A 17,016-nucleotide genomic window follows, 5' to 3' on the forward strand; every position below is an offset into this window, starting at 1 on the left:
CCATGTAAGATGATCACCTTCGCTAATCTCTTTTTATCTTATAAAATCTTAAAACAAAATCATCAAAATCAGTATAATCCTGCTCTAAGACAAAAACTCGAGTTGCTGATATACCTTCAGAAAGCGCCTATACTTTTCCTGATACCCTTCAAACTTACTTACGTCCGGCTTAAACACGGCTTCCGGCTCAGGGGTACCACTATCCGGCTCCGGCCATCCAAGCGTCCTCGCGGCCAGGATAATAGCTCCCAATGCAGACGCATCACTCTCCTCCTGTAGGTACATGTCCTGGCCAAAAATATCTGCCAGCAACTGAATCCAGCCTGGAGAGCTGGTGAAGCCTCCACTAACAGAAATTTTGTGCACCGGCCCTGCTGTTTCCGACAACGCTGTTTTAATGCTGTAAAGCGCAAAACAAATACCCTCCAGCACCGCTCGGGTAAAATGTGCGGAGGTATGCTGGGGCTGTATGCCTATGAAAGCCGCACTGGCGTGACTGTTCCACACCGGCGCCCTTTCTCCCAGCAAATAAGGCAGGCATAACAGCCGGCCGGGATCGGTCAATAAAGCCTCCTTCACCAGATCATTCAATGCGCTGAGTGGCTTCTGCAGGAAATCCCTTACCAGCCATTGCAGCACTACGCCGCCGTTATTGGTGGCACCTCCGGTAATATATACATCATCTGTCAGCAGGTAAGTAAAGAGACGTGCATGGGCATCTGTGAGCGGCTGCTGCCCCGCCATTCTTACCGCGCCGCTTGTACCGATAGTAAGGGTAGCATGCCCTTGGTCCATAGCACCACTACCTAATTGTGCCAGGCAGCCATCACTGCCCCCTATTACAAACGGGGTATTGGCCGGAATGCCCAGTTCGGTGGCAATATCTGCGTGTAGCCCTTTTATGATATGATTTGCCGGTACCGGTTGTGGCAGTTGTGCTGCCGTGATGCCAGCCGCCGCCAGTGCCGGCGCACACCATTGCAAAGTATGGATGTCGAACAATCCGGTAGCTGAGGCAATAGAATGATCTATAATATAATTACTGAAGAAATGATGGAAGATATATTCTTTAATACCGGGGAACTGCGCAGTTGCTGCAAACAGTGATGGCTGCTGTTCCCGGAGCCACATAATCTTGCATAGTGGCGACATGGCATGTACCGGGGTGCCCGTTTGCCGGTATATCAACTGACCTTCCGGGGTATTGCGCAATGCGAGCGCATATGACTCGCTCCTATTGTCTGCCCAGATCATCAGGGGTGTAAGCGGTACGCCCTCACTGTTGACCGCCAGGATGCTGTGCATGGCGCTACTAAAGGAAATGGCTGCTGGTGCTGCTCCCACCCGGGCTACCACCTCCCGGATCCCGGCCTTTACGGCAGCCAGTATCACATCAGGGTCCTGCTCGCTATAGGTGGGCTGTGGATGATGGGTAGCATAGGGCTGTTGAAAAACAGCCAGAATTTTGCCGTCCATTCCCCGCACAATCGATTTTGTACTGCTGGTGCCGATATCTACACCAATAATATACGCTGTATGATCACTCATATAAAAAACCTTCCTTTTTCCGCATTTAATTTATAGATTTAAAACCGGTGTTCTTCTAAAAAGTCTAAAATATCCACGCAAATGGCTTTCGAAATCAAAAAACAGGGGAAGGTTTATGACGTTTGTATTGTTGGTTCCGGTGCCGGAGGCGGTATGGCGGCAAAGATGCTGTCCGATGCAGGCCTGAAAGTAGCATTACTGGAAGCAGGTCCAAAGTACGACCCTGCCGACCCGGAGCAGGCCACTCAGTTAAAATGGTCATATGACTCTCCCAGAAGAGGTGCAAGTACCACCCGCCCGTTCGGCGACTTTGACGCATCGTACGGAGGATGGGAAATTAACGGTGAACCTTACACGAAAAAAGATGGCACCGAATTCGACTGGTTCCGTTCCCGCATGTTAGGGGGCCGAACGAACCACTGGGGCCGCATTTCACTACGCTTCGGACCACGTGACTTCAAACACAAAAGCTATGATGGCCTTGGCGATGACTGGCCTCTCAGCTATGATGATGTGGCGCCTTATTACGACCGGGTAGATAAGATGATTGGTGTATTCGGATCCAAAGAAAACATGCCCAATGAGCCTGACGGCTTCTTTCTACCTCCTCCCAAACCCCGGCTTCATGAGCTGATGGTGAAAAAAGCAGGCGATCGTTTAGGCATACCCGTTATCCCGGCGCGTTTATCTATTCTGACCCGTTCTGTTAATAAAGATCGCAGCCCCTGCTTCTATTGCAGTCAATGTAACCGCGGTTGTACCGTGTATGGTGACTTCTCGGCTTCTTCTGTACTGGTGAAACCTGCCATGAAAAGCGGACATGTAGACCTGTATACCAATGCCATGGTGCGGGAAGTCCTCACAGACGGCAGTGGTAAAGCCACCGGCGTAGCCTATGTGGATAAAACAGATCTGCAGGAATATTCTGTGAATGCTAAAGTAGTGGTATTAGCTGCCAGCGCCTGCGAATCTGCCCGTTTGCTGCTCAATTCAAAATCTGCCAAACATCCTAACGGGCTGGCGAATTCCAGCGGTGTGGTAGGTAAATATTTACATGATTCTACCGGTTCCTCCAGGGGAGGCTTTTTGCCGCAACTGATGGACCGTAAACGTTATAATGAAGATGGTGTAGGCGGCATGCACATGTATGTACCGTGGTGGGAAGACAACAAAAAGCTGGACTTTGCCCGTGGCTACCATATTGAATTCGGAGGTGGTATGCATATGCCATCTTATGGTTATGGTTTTGGTATGGAACACCTGAATGGCAAACAACCAGGCCGCGATGGCAAAATAAAAGCGGCCGGTGGCTATGGTGCTTCGCTGAAAGATGATTATCGCCGGTTTTACGGCGCCCACATCGGCTTTGCCGGCAGGGGCGAATGTATTGCACGGGAAGATAATTACTGTGAGATAGACCCTACGGTGGTAGATAAGTTTGGTATACCGGTACTCCGTTTCCATTACACCTGGAGTGACCATGAAATCAAACAGGCCAGGCACATGCAGGATACCTTTGAACAGATCATTCATGAAATGGGTGGTATTGCTACAGGTACCAAACCGGGTGCTGATACCAAATACGGACTGGAAAATCCCGGCCGTATTATTCATGAAGTAGGTACTACCCGTATGGGCGATGATCCGACCAAATCCGTACTGAATAAATTTAACCAGGCGCACGAAGTGAAAAATCTCTTCGTTGTAGATGGCGGTGCATTTGTATCCCAGGCAGATAAAAACCCTACCTGGACCATACTGGCCTTGTCTATGCGGGCTTCTGAGTATATTGTAGATCAATTGAAAAAACAGAATCTCTAATCATTTAAGCTTTTTTCATGGATAGAAGAGAATCACTTAGGGCCATTGCATTGGGTACGTTATCTGTAGGTACCATTTTATCAGCCACTGGTTGTGAAGATAAAAAAGGAACCGGTGATAAGAAAGGAGATGAAGTTGCCAAAACGCCCGGCTATGGCCGCACACCGGAAGAAGTAAAGCGGGATAAAGCATTGATGGAAGAGAGTTTCTTCACTCTGGAAGAAATGAAAACCATCACCATTCTGGCGGATATTATCATTCCGGCAGATGAACATTCCGGCAGTGCTTCTGATGCGAAAGTGCCTGAATTCATTGCTTTTATTGTAAAAGATATGCCGGAACACCAACTGCCCATGCGGGGAGGTTTACGCTGGCTGGATGTGCAATGTGCCAAACGATATAATAAATCCTTTGCCGACTGCAGTGAACAACAACGTATTGAAATCGTTGACCTGATTGCTTATCCGGAAAAAGCGAGTCCTGAAAACAGCCAGGGTGTTGCCTTTTTTAACAGGATGCGCAATCTGACTGCTACAGGGTTTTTCACCAGTAAAATAGGCATCAAAGACCTGAACTACATTGGCAATACCCCCAACGAATGGGATGGGGTACCTGCTGATGTGTTGAAGCAATATGGTTATGCCTATGATGAAAAAACATTGGCGACCTGCCTCAAAATTGAGGACAGAGGTAAGCTGATGACCTGGGACTAATGACCAAAATTGCTATTTCATAATTTAAATCCAGAAAACTTATCATCAATGATTCCAGAAAAAAAGAATGAGGGAGAAAACGGTGTCTCCCGCAGATCATTCCTGAGAAACGGTGCGCTTGCAGCCGCCGGTTTCATGATAGTTCCACGTCATGTATTAGGCCGGGGCTATGTAGCGCCAAGCGATCGCCTGCGGGTAGCAGGTATCGGTGTTGGCGGTAAGGGCTTCAGCGATATTTCTGAATTTGCTAAAGGTCCGGCAGATATTACTTTCCTGTGTGATGTTGACACCCGTCGTGCCGCGGAAGCAGTAAAGAAATTCCCTAAGGCTAAGTTCTATACTGACTTCAGGGAAATGTTTGACAAGGAATACAAAAACTTCGATGCCGTTTCTGTATCCACACCAGACCACACACACGCTGTGGCTGCCATGGGTGCAATGCAGCTGAAGAAAGATGTATATGTTCAAAAGCCATTAACACACGACATCTACGAAGCGCGTATGCTCACGCAGGGTGCCAACAAATACAAGGTAGTAAGCCAGATGGGTAACCAGGGCTCTTCCGGTGATGGTGTTCGTCAGCTGATGGAATGGTACAATGCCGGTCTTGTCGGTGATGTACACACTATCTACTGCTGGACAGACCGTCCCGTGTGGCCACAGGGCGTTCCCTGGCCAACCACCCGCCAGGATGTTCCTAAAGAACTGAACTGGGATCTGTGGCTAGGTACGGCTCCTAAAAAAGACTATGTGGATAACCTGGTGCCTTTCAACTGGCGTGGCTGGTGGGATTATGGTACCGGTGCTATCGGTGATATGGGTTGTCATATCATTGAACCTCCGTTCCGTGTACTGGGACTGGGCTATCCTACTTCGGTAGAGTGTAGCGTTGGTAGTGTATACGTAGGAGAATTTACACGAGGCTACTTCCCTGAAAGCTGCCCTCCTTCTTCTCATGTAATCATGAAATTCCCGGGTAAAAACGGCAAAGAAGTGACCCTGCACTGGATGGATGGCGGTATTCAGCCTGAGCGTCCGGAAGAACTGGGACCTAACGAAGTAATGGGCGACGGTGGTAATGGTGCCTTGTTCATCGGTGATAAAGGTAAAATGATGTGTGGCACTTATGGTATGTACCCTAAGCTGTTACCTACTAACCGCACAGATGGCGCATCTGTACCACAAACCATTGCACGTGTACCCGAAGGGCACTATGTACAGTGGGTGAATGCCGCTATTGCCGGTTATGGCAGCAAGCAGCAGAAATCACTGAGCTCACCATTCGACATTGCTGGTCCGCTGACAGAAAGCATCCTGATGGCAAACCTTGCGATACGTAGTTTTGATATCCGCAAACAAAAGTCCAATGGTAAAGGATTTGATTATCCTGGCCGTTATATCAAGCTGCTGTGGGATGGTAATAATATGAAGATTACCAACTTCGATGAGGCTAACCAGTTCGTGAAACGTAATTACCGCGATGGCTGGTCATTAGGGGTATAATTTATTTAGCTTTTAGCCATGGGCTTTTAGCTTTTAGAAAAATGCAGCGGAGATGATCTCCGCTGCATTTTCTTTTATGAATGGTGTGTTATTTTGTGTAGTCTGCCTGTTGCAACAGGTTGCTGTTTTTCCTGATTTCGTTAGCGGGAATGGGCAACAAATAATTCTTCGCTTTTACAAACTTACGATCCTGGATGCTAAACGGCCGGTATACGAAAGGATGTCCCGCAATCTTTGAACCGAGGACTTCAATACCTTTTGCATTTTCGTTAAACGCTGTTTCTGCATCTCTCCATCTGCGGGCATCGAAGAACCGATGTTCTTCAAAAGATAGTTCATAGCGTCTTTCATACTTTATCACCGCCAGCAACGCCGGGCCTGATACAGTAGTGGCAGGCATGCCGGCGCGTAACCGCACCTGGTTTACAGCATCACGGGCAAATGGCTCATTACCGGAACCATAGGCCGCTTCTGCATAATTCAGCAAAATTTCTGCGTAACGGAAAAAGATCCAGGACTGGTCGCCACGAAAGAATTGAGCGTCCAGGTTTTTATCCATGAACTTACGCATGTAGTAACCAGAGTAGGTACCATTCCAGTTTTCGATAGTACTGTTGCGGGTATCCAGTCCCCAAACACTGTCTGTGCCATTCACCGCTTCATACTTGCCGGTTTGTATAACCCCAATCGGATCGGTTTTAGCACCATCTGAAGGACGGGGTTTCCATTTAGCACCATCATAAAGAATAGTAGCGTAAAAACGGGGATCGCGGTTTTCATATGGGGCCTTCGCCTGCGTAGGATTGCTCCATGAAAAAGCAGAACCATCTTTCATCTGGTAACCTGATACAAAATTTTCAATAGGTACATTTCCTCCCCAGTTATGATAACCGTTGGGACCATTATACAAATCGTGAGAAGTCCCCAGCAGGGCTTTATCATACTGCTTTACAAATATCAGTTCAGGATTATCCTTATCCAGGAATACGCGGGTATAGTTTTCCGTTGGATCAGCAGTAGGCTTATAAAGACTGTACATGTTCATCTTTATAACGCTGTCTGCTGCATCCATCGCCAATTTATAACGCGCAGCCTGATCCCCTGCTGTATAACCCATTAACTCATTCGGTGCGTATTTTTTGTCAAACAGATCACTGGCTGCAAAAAGCAACATCCTCGCTTTCAGCGCCAGCGCGGCACCTACCGTTACTCTTCCTTTGCTGGAAACAGCTTCGTAAGATTTGGGTAATTGTTTTGCTGCCAGATCACATTCTGCTGCAATGAACTTAATACATTCATCAAAGGTGGCTCTTTTAATACTGAGAATTTCCTGTTCATCCCCCTTTATACTGAATGTTTTAGTGATCAATGGCACGCCACCATAATACCTTACCAGCAGATGATAATACCATGCGCGCATGAAATGTACCTCCCCGGTCATCCGTGTACGCTGGTTTTCATCCGTGAATGGTACAGATGCTACTTTTTCCAGGAACATATTACAGTTGCGGATGGCTTTATAGTGTGCATCCCATCTGGCAAAGTCGCCGAGTGCACCCGGATCATCTGCAGAAGCATTTCCCTGTACTACCCGGGAAGTATTATAATCGTGGATAAAGCGGCTTTCGTCCGTCATAGAAGAAAGCATGACTTCATTAAACCCCGGCCGCATCTGTACATACAGGTCATTTACAAATGCCTGCACCAGACCAACATCTTTCCATACATCTCCTTCTTCGTATTCATTGAGTGGTTTCTTTTCGAGGAAGTCCTTATTACACCCAGTAGTGGCTGCACATAACAAAAAGGCTCCTACTATATATTTGATGACTGTTAATTTTTTCATGGCTCGTTAATTAAAAAGTTACATTTAATCCCACGTTGTAAATTTTGGTTTGCGGATAGAATTGTCCACTACCGCTGGGAGCTTCCGGATCAAATATTTTCACTTTGTCAATGGTCACCAGGTTCTGGCCACTTACGTATACCCGGAGGTTTTGCAACCCTACCCGCTTGCAAACATTGGCAGGAATATTATATCCAAGATCCAGTGTTTTCAAACGTACATAGTTGGTGTTCCAGAACCAGAAAGTATTAGGGCGATTTACCCAGTACTCACGATCGCGGTCATACGCTCTTGGCCAGGAGCCATTAGGGTTGTCTTCTGTCCAACGATCTTTTACATACGCCATCGGGAAATTGCCTATCAGACCGGATTCTGTGCGCAGGTACTGACTGGCACCAGTAGCACCCTGCCACAACATCGTGAAGTCGAAGTTTTTGAATTTAGCAGTCATGGTTAAACCAAAGATCCAGGTAGGATTTTCTGTACGGTCCATGCGAACTCGATCCAGGTCATCAATTACTTTATCGTTATTAACATCTTCAAAAATCACATCACCCGCTCTGGCTCCATCTAAGTGAATACTGTTTTTTACGTCTTCTGCAGTTTTATAAATACCAATGGCTTTATAGTACAACGCAGATCCTATCTGTTTACCGGTAGCCTGTTGATATGCTGGCAGATTGGGGGTTTCATCGAAATACAGCACTTTGTTTTGTGCATGTGTAACCGTTCCGATAATTTCATAGTGGAACTTTTTGATGTCGTTCTTATGACTCAGGACCATTTCAAATCCTTTGTTTTCCACCTTGGCAATGTTTTCCTGTGGCAGCGTCATACCGGTATAGCCGGGCATAGACAGGCTACGGCTTACCAGGATGTTAGATCTTTTGGTCATAAAATAATCTCCTTCGAAGGCCAGTTTGTCTCCCAGTATTTTGGCTTCTATCCCAAAATCATAGTTGTTGGCAACTTCCCATGTAATGGCTTCATTGGGAGAACGCAGCTGATAAAGTCCTTTATTAAGATCTCCGCCCAACATCACGCCTCCGCCACTAAAGCCATAAGTGCTCAGGTATTGGAAGGGGTCGATCTGGTCATTACCCATTTGTCCCCAGGAAGCACGTAGCTTAAAGTAGTCCAGTGTGCGAATGCTTTTCTTCCAGAAGTTTTCGTTAGACAATACCCAACCGGCAGAAGCTCCCGGGAACAGGCCCATGCGGCGGCCTTCGGGGAAATTCTGCGAGCCATCATATCGCATATTATAATCAAAGAGGTACGTTTCCTTATAATTATAGGAGATACGACCGAAGTAGTTGCGGCGGGCATATTCGAAACCACTGCCACTATTATTCTTTTCTTTATCCCCGCCTAAACTCAGCTGATCCAGTTTATCGCTGATAAAGTATTTCCGGTTAGCTGAGAAGTTATCATTTCTTAAAGTAGCCTGTTCAAATGCAATGAAACTGCTTAAATTATGCTTGCCAAAGGATCGCACATAATTCAGTTTGACGTTAACAGTCGTTTGTCGCAGGGTACCATATTGCTCCGACAGTTCCGGAGCACTCACCCCTCTGGAACCTGCATTCAGTTTATGTGTGGGATCATTCACATCTGCCAGGGTATATAATGTCCATGGTTTGATATATGATTTATAGAAATCAAAATTCTGGTCATATGCAAAGCTACCATCCACGAATAAGCCTTCTACCCAAGGAATATTCACCACTGCCGACATATTGGTGTTGATCACATAGTTTTTATCATTCGTGTAGCCAATTGCGTTAGTACCTGTTACCACTGGGTTATCGCCATACTCAATATCCGGTCCTGGCAGACCATTGGGCCAGATGGCATTTTCAGTGGGGCGACCGCGCATCAGTGAGCGGAAAATAGATCCGGCACTGCGTGGAGGAAAGTTCCTGTTTTCCAGGCGGCCGGCCAGATCGAAGCGCAAACGGATATAATCATTTACAACCGCATCGAGGTTAGCCCGTACGTTCTGTTGTTTATAATTAGTGGCACTGTTCTTATAAATACCATCCTGGAATAATGATCCCAGGGAAACGTAATACGACATTTTCTCTGTGCCCCCGCTGAGCGACAGGTCATGCCTGTTTTGCAAAGAATATTTCTTGATGGCGGCATCATACCAGTTGGTATTGGGGTACAACCATGGATCGGAGCCATCTCCAAATTTTTTGATTTGTTCATCTGAGAACTTCGGGGCATCGCCGCCATATTTTAAAATTTCGTTTACCACCTTTGCGTAGGTAGGTGCATCCGCCATTTCGGGCAGTCTCGTAGGCGTAACAAATGATTGGTTAAAACCATAGCTCAGTGTAGGCTTTCCTCCTTTCCCCCGCTTGGTAGTAACCAGGATAACGCCATTCGCTGCACGCGAACCATAAATGGCGGCAGCCGCATCTTTCAGAATAGATACACTCTCAATGTCGTTGGGATTCATGCGTTCAAAGCCATCGCGCGGGAAACCATCGATCACCACCAGTGGATTACTGTTGCCCAGTGTACTGCGGCCGCGGATAAAAATCCGGGAACCATCGTAACCGGGTTCTCCACTGTTGTTGACGGCGATAATACCTGGAATGCGTCCTACCAGTGAGTTGGAGATGTTAACGTTGGGCGACTGCTGTAGCTCCGCTCCTTTCACAGAGGATACTGCGCCGGTTTTGGTTACTTTCTTTTGTGTACCATAACCAACTACTACATACTCGTCCAGTGTTTTCTGGCTTTCTTTTAATACCACATTAATAATGCCTTTTCCTTCCACCTTTACTTCCTGTGGATCAAAACCAATATACTGGAATACGAGTATCCCATCTTTTTTTACATCGGTCAGTATAAAGTTTCCTTTTTCATCGGTAGTGGCGCCTTTTTTTGTGTCTTTCAACAATACCGTGACGCCTGGTAAAGGGTTACCATTGATGTCTTTTACTTTACCCTTTACACCGGGATTACCTTGTTGCCATACACTTGGTATAGGCGTACGCGCAGTAACAGCGCGAGAGGTGGTTGCAAACAGGCATAGCAATAGCATAGCCTTTGCATAACGTGGATTCATGCTACAAGTGATTTAGGATGATGAAATTTTGGTTTGCTATTTAGTTTTCTATTAAACTAAAGCGTTAATCATATCATGCGTGATTTAGGATGTTCAAATTTTGGTTTGCTACGTTAGTTCACTAATTTGGTTTTCCAGGCCCCTCAAGGGCGTATCGCGTTACAAGTGAAATTTTTTTTGTTTGTTAAGGGTTTATTATATCGATCAAACGGGAAATCATGTCTTTGTAAGTTATCTCTAAAAGCTTTAATTATTTTCTAAAAATAAATGTACTTTTTACAATTATCTTTAAAATTCGTTGGCTTAAAAAAGAATTATTAGCATTTCAACAATCCCAATACGTTGAAAGTAACTTTTACTCCCTCCTGCCCGTTTAGGGTATACGTATGAATAAGAAGGGTTTATGGTTATCCACAGCCAATAAATATCTACAACGGGACTGTCATCTTTCGGCAAAGGCTATACGCACTGTTGCTGCAGGGTATGTATTTCCCGGCAACCTATCACCTGTAGCGGGTACAAACACATATTTCATCAAAATTTCAAATATTCAGACACCTATGTTCAAGCAAAAGTGCTGGTTGTTTATGCTGACTGTATGCATATTCATGGCCTGTAACAAGAGTACTACCAATATTAATTTCCCGGATCCTAATGTGACCAATCCTGAAAAATCACCCATCTCCGATAAACAGGTGAGTAGCGCTGTGCAGGGTATTATATTAGATGAAACTAACAAGCCGGTAACCGGAGCCACCGTAAAATGCGGAACCGCCACCGTTACCACCGATGCCAGTGGCAGCTTCCTGTTTCCTAAAGTAACGGTAAATGAAGTGGCTGCAGTAGTTACTGCAGAGAAAACAGGTTATTTCAATGGCGTTCGTACCTTTCGTATAGCCGCTCCCGATAAGCTGCAATATGTTCAGATTCAATTGCTGCCCAAAAAGGCATTGGGTGTTTTTGATGCTGCTACCGGTGGTACCGTTACTGTTTCCAATGCACAATTCACCTTTGTCGCACAGCAGGTATTAGGTGCGGATAACAAACCCTATTCCGGCAAAGTATCCCTGATGTATGCGCCCATTAACCCGGAAAGGACTGACTTTGCGGATATCATGCCTGGTGATCTGCGGGCTATCACTAAAAGCAATGTACTTATGGGACTGCAGTCATTTGGTATGATGGCCCTGGAACTACAGAGTGAAGCCGGAGCAAAACTTCACCTGGATACCAGCAAATCAGTATCCTTTAAAATGACAATTCCTGCCAGCCTGCAAAGTCTGGCTCCTGCAACCGTACCGCTCTGGCACTTTGAAGATAGTTCCCGCGTATGGAGGGAAACAGGCAGTGCCACCAAAACCGGCGACAGCTATACGGGTACTGTAAAATACTTTTCTACCTGGAGTCCTGCTGCTCCTTTTTCAACAGTTAATTTCCGGGTGGTACTGCAGGATGCAGATGGCACTCCTTTATCTAATGTATCATTACATATCAAAGGAAACAGCGGCCGTTATTCTGCGGGGCATACCAATGAAAATGGCTTGTTCAGCGGACATATAGTGAAAGGAGAAACACTGACATTGAAGGTGGCAGGAAGATGCAATGTGGCGGTTGACTCCCGTAATATCGGCCCCTTTGCCGACAGTACCAGTCTTGGTATGCTGAGGTTAAACATACCGGCTGCTCAGTACATTCATTTCAGCGGTGCAGTAACTTCCTGTACCAACACTCCTGTAAGGAATGGCGCAGTGTATATAAATATAGATGGTGTGGACTACCGTTACCTGGTAACAGACGGCAAATATGCGATTGGCATTATCCGCTGTAACGCCGACAATACCACTGCTAATATCAGGGCAATAGATGCAGATACCAATAAAACGTCTGTTATCAACATGCCGGTATCAACAAATACTTATGTAAAAGACCTGGTGGCTTGTGGAGAGTAAAATAACTCCTTCCATATCAAAATCAGGCTATAACAGGTAACAGATATTATTATTAGGCCATTAGCATAAAGCTAATGGCTTTTTTTGCATAAATTTATACTTATCAGCGTTATAGGAATATCAAAGCATATAGTGTTATGGAAAACCGTTACTTTCTCATAGCTATTCTTGCAGCAGCTACCCTGCTGTTTTCCTGCAGTAAGGAAATGAGCCGGGAAGGTGATGGCACACTTCCTCCTACCAGCACCTGCGACTACGCCCCTTATACCAACCACTCCTCCTTTTCCTACATGAACGTTAACAGCGCTAAAGACACCATTAAATATACCTTCACCGTTTCCGGAGATACGACCATTAATGGCAATGTGTATAAAATAGTGGGAAACGACAGCGTATTCACCTGCTCAAACTGTAAGGATGGTATCTATACACAAGTAGCCAGCATTCTTACCTTTCAGGGGTATAGTGCGGATGATCTGCGGCTGACTTATCTGAAAGACAATGTAGCAGCAGGCACTACCTGGCGGGACACCATCACCGTTAACAATGGCGGAGCCAGTACTTCCGGTATTCTCGAGTTTACAGTTACCCAGAAAGATGTGACCAAAACAGTGAATGGTAAAGATTACGCACAAGTGATTGCCGTAAGAATGGATGCTTACGCACTGGTACTCAACAATCCTGTTGCTGTGGGTACCATCTCCACCAGTTATTATGGCAAGGGCATTGGCTTAATAGAAGCAGATCAGTTACACGATACCACCACCATTCTTTCCTATACATTACAGCCTTAATAATCTTTCCACACCATGGTGAGCAGACGTTCTACTGCCCTTCTTACACTGGTCGCGGATTCATGATGATTATTTACCAGCACACTAAATACCAGCTGTTTATTTTTCTTTGTTACCAGGTAGCCGCTCAGGGCCACCACCCCGTTTAATGTACCCGTTTTCGCGTGTACAGCCGGCTGTTGATAGTAGTTCTTCAACGTCCCCTTCCCTCCGGTGGGAAATATCTCCCAGAGCCTTTCCTTTGGAAACTCCTGCTGCATGAGGGTGAGTACAGAAACAAAATCCCGGGGCGTAAATAAGTTATACCTGGAAAGACCGGATCCGTCCTTCCATTGCGGTGGTTGTGGCATTACTTTCAAGTCATGAGACAGCAGATATTCCATCATACGATCACTGCTGATGGTATCCCAAAGACGGGACGATGCCATCATCAGTGTTTGTTCTGCAAAGAAGTTATCACTGCGGTGCATCATGGGGATAAACAGGGAATCGGCAGGGATACTGTTCAATATGCGAAACCTTGCTGTGGGCGGTATAACTGTCAGTCCTATACGCTTATGCAACGTGTCTTCCAACCGCTGCCGCAAATCCTGTACAGAGCCCGTAATAAAAGGTACTTCAGCGGCAGTCAGCCCTTTATCTTTGGGGTTATATTTCAGGAAGAAGAAATTATTACGCTCCTCCCTGGCGGTGATCGTTTCACTAAGGGTATCATCTGCGGTAATATCCAGATCATAGGTAGCAGGTACAATACTGCTGGTATCTCCGTGGTGGCGGATGCGCGCCACATTTCCGTACATGGGAAATTCATTTAGTTCCGGTTGATAATCATCTGCGTAATCATTCCAGGCCCAGCCCGAACCGTAGCGCAGGTTGGTATTCACGCCAGGTACCAGGTAAATCTTTTTAGTGGTTTGTTGCAGCAGCTGCAACAGTGGTTGGTAGGTGTACTCCGGATGCAGAAAGGAGGGGTCGCCCATTCCCTTCACAAATAATGCGGTATCGTTTTCATAATAGCGGGCGGCGGGCAATGAGTCGCCTAACAACTTCAACCCTGCGTAGAGGGAGAAGATCTTCATATTGGAAGCGGGGGTAAAAAATTTATTGTCCTGATACTGATACCAGTATTTGCCGGTGGCCGGTTCATAAATACAGATGCCCACGTGGGCCTGTTCCATAGGTGCTCTGTGTAACAATTCCGACTCTGCCCATTTTTTAATAGCCGCTACCTGTGCGGTGGCAGACGCTAATGAAAACAGCGCGGTCATTACCAGGAGAGTTCTTTTCATAGCAGGAAATTACGAATTGTACTGTACGAAATCAGGGACTTGTGAAAAGATCTGTTGACAAATCTCTCCGCAAATCCCTGATCCGTTATGTTAACTTCTTACTTTTTATCAGGTAAAATATTTGGTAATACCTGGTTTCGCATAAGCATAATTACCAGATGCGTCCGGCATTACCGGTGGTTGTGCATCAAATGAATATGTTTTAGGATGCAGATCCAGACCTGAGTTCAGGGCAACATTCCAGTCGATTACCTGACCGGAATAAGTTGCCAGACGGCCTATAATAGCAGAAAGGGTTGTTTGAGCACCTCTTTCCGCATCTGCAAACTTGTATTCTCCTTTGGCGATGGCTGCAAACAGTTCATCGTGCTCTGTCTGATAAGGGTTATTTTCCTTTTTCTTATCAAACTGGTACAGCACTTTTCCTTTGTGATCCACAATCTGCGCTTTATCGCAGAAGATGCGGCCTTTGGTGCCCACAATTTCTTCATCCACTTTACTTGGCGCATCTTTCCAGTGGCGGCACTGGCTATTCATCACCACACCGTTAGCGTAACGATACTCTACATAGTGGTGATCATAAATTTCACCGTACTCTTTGCCGGTACGAACGGCGCGACCACCCATTCCACCAGCAGTTGCAGGCGTATCACCCATAAACCAGTTGCCTACGTCAATATTGTGGATATGTTGTTCTACGATATGATCACCACACAGCCAGTTGAAATAGTACCAGTTGCGCATTTGATATTCCATCTCGGTATATTCAGGTTTACGTGGTTTTACCCACAGTGCGCCCTGGTTCCACCAAACCTGTGCAGACACCATATCACCGATAATACCATCTTTATAGCGTTTGTACAGTTCGCGGTAGGAATTCTGGTAACGGCGTTGTAAACCTACTACTACGTTCAGTTTTTTTGTTTTGGCCACTGCAGCAGCTTCCAACACTTTTTTGATGCCGGCCGGATCTGTTGCTACCGGCTTTTCCATAAACACATGTTTACCCTGGCGGATGGCTTCTTCAAAATGAATAGGCCTGAAACCCGGAGGGGTTGCCAGTATTACCACATCAGCGAGCGCAATGGCTTGCTTGTATGCGTCAAAGCCAATGAATTTGTTGCCTTCCGGAACATTTACCCGGCTGGCTTTATCGCCTAAAGCTTCTTTAATATTGGAGTAACTGTCGCTCAGTCTGTCGGGGAATGCATCTGCCATTGCCACCAGTTGCACGTTTTCTTTAGTGCTCAGGGCTTGCGTAGCAGCGCCGGTACCGCGACCACCACAACCGATCAGCGCGATTTTAATGACGTCGGAAGATCCGGAAAAAAAGTTTGCTTTAGATAAGATAGGCATCGCCAGCAAACCACCCGCAAGCAAGGACGTTTGCTTTACGAATTCGCGGCGGCCTTCACCGTGGGATTTCTTTTCGTTGTCCATAAATGAATAAGATTTTTAGATTTTAGTAGTTTGAATCTTTCTAGCGTGCACCTTTATATTTCGCGATCATTTCTTCAAAAAATTGTTCTGCTTCTGCTGCTGTTGGCTGTTTTGCGGGTCTCACGATTCTGAATCCAACAAAGGGCGCATCAGCGTTCCACCAGGAGCTTTTCGGAATTTGCGGATCCCGGCGGTTCCAGATGGGGTCTGATTTTAAACGGGCTGCGCTGCGAAGCAGCGGGGCTTCGTCCTGGAAGCTGCCGCCTTTCAGCAGGCGGGGTGTTTTTGCAGTAGGCACTGTCCAGGGATCCTGGTCTTTTGCACTGGCTACGCCATTTTCATCGTATTGGTCCAGTGTCCATTCTTCTACGTTGCCCAGCATATCATATAATCCCCAGGCGTTAGGTTTCAGCTGACCTACTTTATGGTATTTCTGCTCACTGTTTCCTTTGTACCAGGCATAGTCCTTCAGTTGGGAGGCATCCGCGCCAAAAGGATATGCGGTAGCAGCACCGGCCCTGCAGGCATATTCCCATTCTGCCGCTGTAGGCAGACGGTAGAATATACCGGTTTTGATGTACAACCATTTGCAATACATCAGGGCAGCGTACTGACTCATACTATTCGCAGGGAAACCACCAGCCTTGCCCATTCCTAAAGTCAGATCAATATATGGCGGACTTGGACGGGTCATACCATCCGGCACCGGTGTTTTATCTTTTTCGGCATCTGAATAAATATCGTATTCGTCAAAAGTCACTTCTGTAGCGCCCATCCAGAAGTCAGAGATCTGCACATTCTTAGCGGGACCTTCGTCCTTATTCCTCCCTTTTTCATTATCTGGGCTTCCCAGTTTAAAACTGCCCCCTTTAATGGGTACCATCTTGAAACGGACATCAGTGCCTGGAATTTGCTGGCTATAAGCTTCGAACACCTGATTTGATTGCGCTATTGCCACCTGGCCGAGTAATCCACTCAGCAGTAAGGCCACATACGGTTTAGTCATCTAACGTGATTGAAAATATAAGTGGGTG

At 46.3% G+C, this 17,016-nt stretch carries 11 protein-coding genes; 5 read left to right on the forward strand and 6 right to left on the reverse strand.

Annotated elements, in window-relative coordinates; genetic code table 11:
* Positions 1-84: 84 nt before the first annotated feature.
* Positions 85-1,548 (reverse strand): gluconokinase, encoded by a 1,464-nt coding sequence (locus AB4Z08_RS33235; protein WP_441578102.1) that lies wholly within the window; start codon positions 1,546-1,548, stop codon positions 85-87.
* A gap of 81 nt (positions 1,549-1,629) precedes the next feature.
* Between AB4Z08_RS33235 and AB4Z08_RS33240 the strand changes: the two genes are divergently transcribed.
* The 3 genes from AB4Z08_RS33240 to AB4Z08_RS33250 are packed head-to-tail and all read left to right on the forward strand — an operon-like array spanning position 1,630 to position 5,585.
* A complete protein-coding gene (locus tag AB4Z08_RS33240; protein ID WP_441578103.1) occupies positions 1,630-3,369 on the forward strand; it encodes a GMC family oxidoreductase in 1,740 nt (579 codons plus the stop codon).
* A 17-nt stretch (positions 3,370-3,386) separates the two neighbouring features.
* Positions 3,387-4,082, forward strand: coding sequence for a gluconate 2-dehydrogenase subunit 3 family protein (locus AB4Z08_RS33245; protein ID WP_441578104.1), 696 nt, complete (start codon positions 3,387-3,389; stop codon positions 4,080-4,082).
* A 48-nt stretch (positions 4,083-4,130) separates the two neighbouring features.
* Complete coding sequence (locus tag AB4Z08_RS33250) at positions 4,131-5,585, forward strand: Gfo/Idh/MocA family protein (protein WP_441578105.1); 1,455 nt, start codon at positions 4,131-4,133, stop codon at positions 5,583-5,585.
* 88 nt (positions 5,586-5,673) lie between these two features.
* Here AB4Z08_RS33250 and AB4Z08_RS33255 read toward each other — a convergent pair whose 3' ends face one another.
* A complete protein-coding gene (locus AB4Z08_RS33255) occupies positions 5,674-7,431 on the reverse strand; it encodes a RagB/SusD family nutrient uptake outer membrane protein (protein WP_441578106.1) in 1,758 nt (585 codons plus the stop codon).
* A gap of 10 nt (positions 7,432-7,441) precedes the next feature.
* On the reverse strand, positions 7,442-10,510 hold the full coding sequence (locus tag AB4Z08_RS33260) for a SusC/RagA family TonB-linked outer membrane protein (RefSeq protein WP_441578107.1): 3,069 nt from the start codon (positions 10,508-10,510) through the stop codon (positions 7,442-7,444).
* A 560-nt stretch (positions 10,511-11,070) separates the two neighbouring features.
* Here AB4Z08_RS33260 and AB4Z08_RS33265 point away from each other — a divergent pair.
* Positions 11,071-12,459, forward strand: a complete 1,389-nt coding sequence (locus AB4Z08_RS33265; RefSeq protein ID WP_441578108.1) for a carboxypeptidase regulatory-like domain-containing protein — start codon at positions 11,071-11,073, stop codon at positions 12,457-12,459.
* 137 nt (positions 12,460-12,596) lie between these two features.
* Positions 12,597-13,253 carry a hypothetical protein gene (locus AB4Z08_RS33270; protein WP_441578109.1) on the forward strand — a complete coding sequence of 219 codons (657 nt, stop codon included), beginning with the start codon at positions 12,597-12,599 and terminating at the stop codon, positions 13,251-13,253.
* On the opposite strand, the gene AB4Z08_RS33275 is transcribed toward AB4Z08_RS33270, so the two are convergent.
* The 3 genes from AB4Z08_RS33275 to AB4Z08_RS33285 all read right to left on the reverse strand — a co-directional run bounded on the left by AB4Z08_RS33275 (position 13,250) and on the right by AB4Z08_RS33285 (position 16,988).
* Entirely contained in the window at positions 13,250-14,542 is a 1,293-nt protein-coding gene (locus AB4Z08_RS33275; RefSeq protein ID WP_441578110.1) for a D-alanyl-D-alanine carboxypeptidase/D-alanyl-D-alanine-endopeptidase, read from the reverse strand. The genes AB4Z08_RS33270 and AB4Z08_RS33275 overlap by 4 nt on opposite strands.
* Positions 14,543-14,650: 108 nt before the next feature.
* Positions 14,651-15,982 carry a Gfo/Idh/MocA family protein gene (locus tag AB4Z08_RS33280; RefSeq protein ID WP_441578111.1) on the reverse strand — a complete coding sequence of 444 codons (1,332 nt, stop codon included), beginning with the start codon at positions 15,980-15,982 and terminating at the stop codon, positions 14,651-14,653.
* A gap of 40 nt (positions 15,983-16,022) precedes the next feature.
* A complete protein-coding gene (locus AB4Z08_RS33285; RefSeq protein ID WP_441578112.1) occupies positions 16,023-16,988 on the reverse strand; it encodes a formylglycine-generating enzyme family protein in 966 nt (321 codons plus the stop codon).
* Positions 16,989-17,016 lie beyond the last annotated feature (28 nt).

The organism is Chitinophaga sp. RAB17, from assembly GCF_052114225.1.
In the GTDB taxonomy this organism is placed as follows: Bacteria; Bacteroidota; Bacteroidia; order Chitinophagales; family Chitinophagaceae; genus Chitinophaga.

What these genes read in the sequence shown, in the direction of transcription:
- AB4Z08_RS33265 (WP_441578108.1), top strand. Translation starts at nt 11,071, where the DNA reads ATGTTCAAGCAAAAGTGCTGGTTGTTTATGCTGACTGTATGCATATTC.
- AB4Z08_RS33255 (WP_441578106.1), bottom strand. Translation starts at nt 7,431, where the DNA reads ATGAAAAAATTAACAGTCATCAAATATATAGTAGGAGCCTTTTTGTTA.
- AB4Z08_RS33250 (WP_441578105.1), top strand. Translation starts at nt 4,131, where the DNA reads ATGATTCCAGAAAAAAAGAATGAGGGAGAAAACGGTGTCTCCCGCAGA.
- AB4Z08_RS33285 (WP_441578112.1), bottom strand. Translation starts at nt 16,988, where the DNA reads ATGACTAAACCGTATGTGGCCTTACTGCTGAGTGGATTACTCGGCCAG.
- AB4Z08_RS33270 (WP_441578109.1), top strand. Translation starts at nt 12,597, where the DNA reads ATGGAAAACCGTTACTTTCTCATAGCTATTCTTGCAGCAGCTACCCTG.
- AB4Z08_RS33260 (WP_441578107.1), bottom strand. Translation starts at nt 10,510, where the DNA reads ATGAATCCACGTTATGCAAAGGCTATGCTATTGCTATGCCTGTTTGCA.
- AB4Z08_RS33275 (WP_441578110.1), bottom strand. Translation starts at nt 14,542, where the DNA reads ATGAAAAGAACTCTCCTGGTAATGACCGCGCTGTTTTCATTAGCGTCT.
- AB4Z08_RS33245 (WP_441578104.1), top strand. Translation starts at nt 3,387, where the DNA reads ATGGATAGAAGAGAATCACTTAGGGCCATTGCATTGGGTACGTTATCT.
- AB4Z08_RS33280 (WP_441578111.1), bottom strand. Translation starts at nt 15,982, where the DNA reads ATGGACAACGAAAAGAAATCCCACGGTGAAGGCCGCCGCGAATTCGTA.
- AB4Z08_RS33240 (WP_441578103.1), top strand. Translation starts at nt 1,630, where the DNA reads ATGGCTTTCGAAATCAAAAAACAGGGGAAGGTTTATGACGTTTGTATT.
- AB4Z08_RS33235 (WP_441578102.1), bottom strand. Translation starts at nt 1,548, where the DNA reads ATGAGTGATCATACAGCGTATATTATTGGTGTAGATATCGGCACCAGC.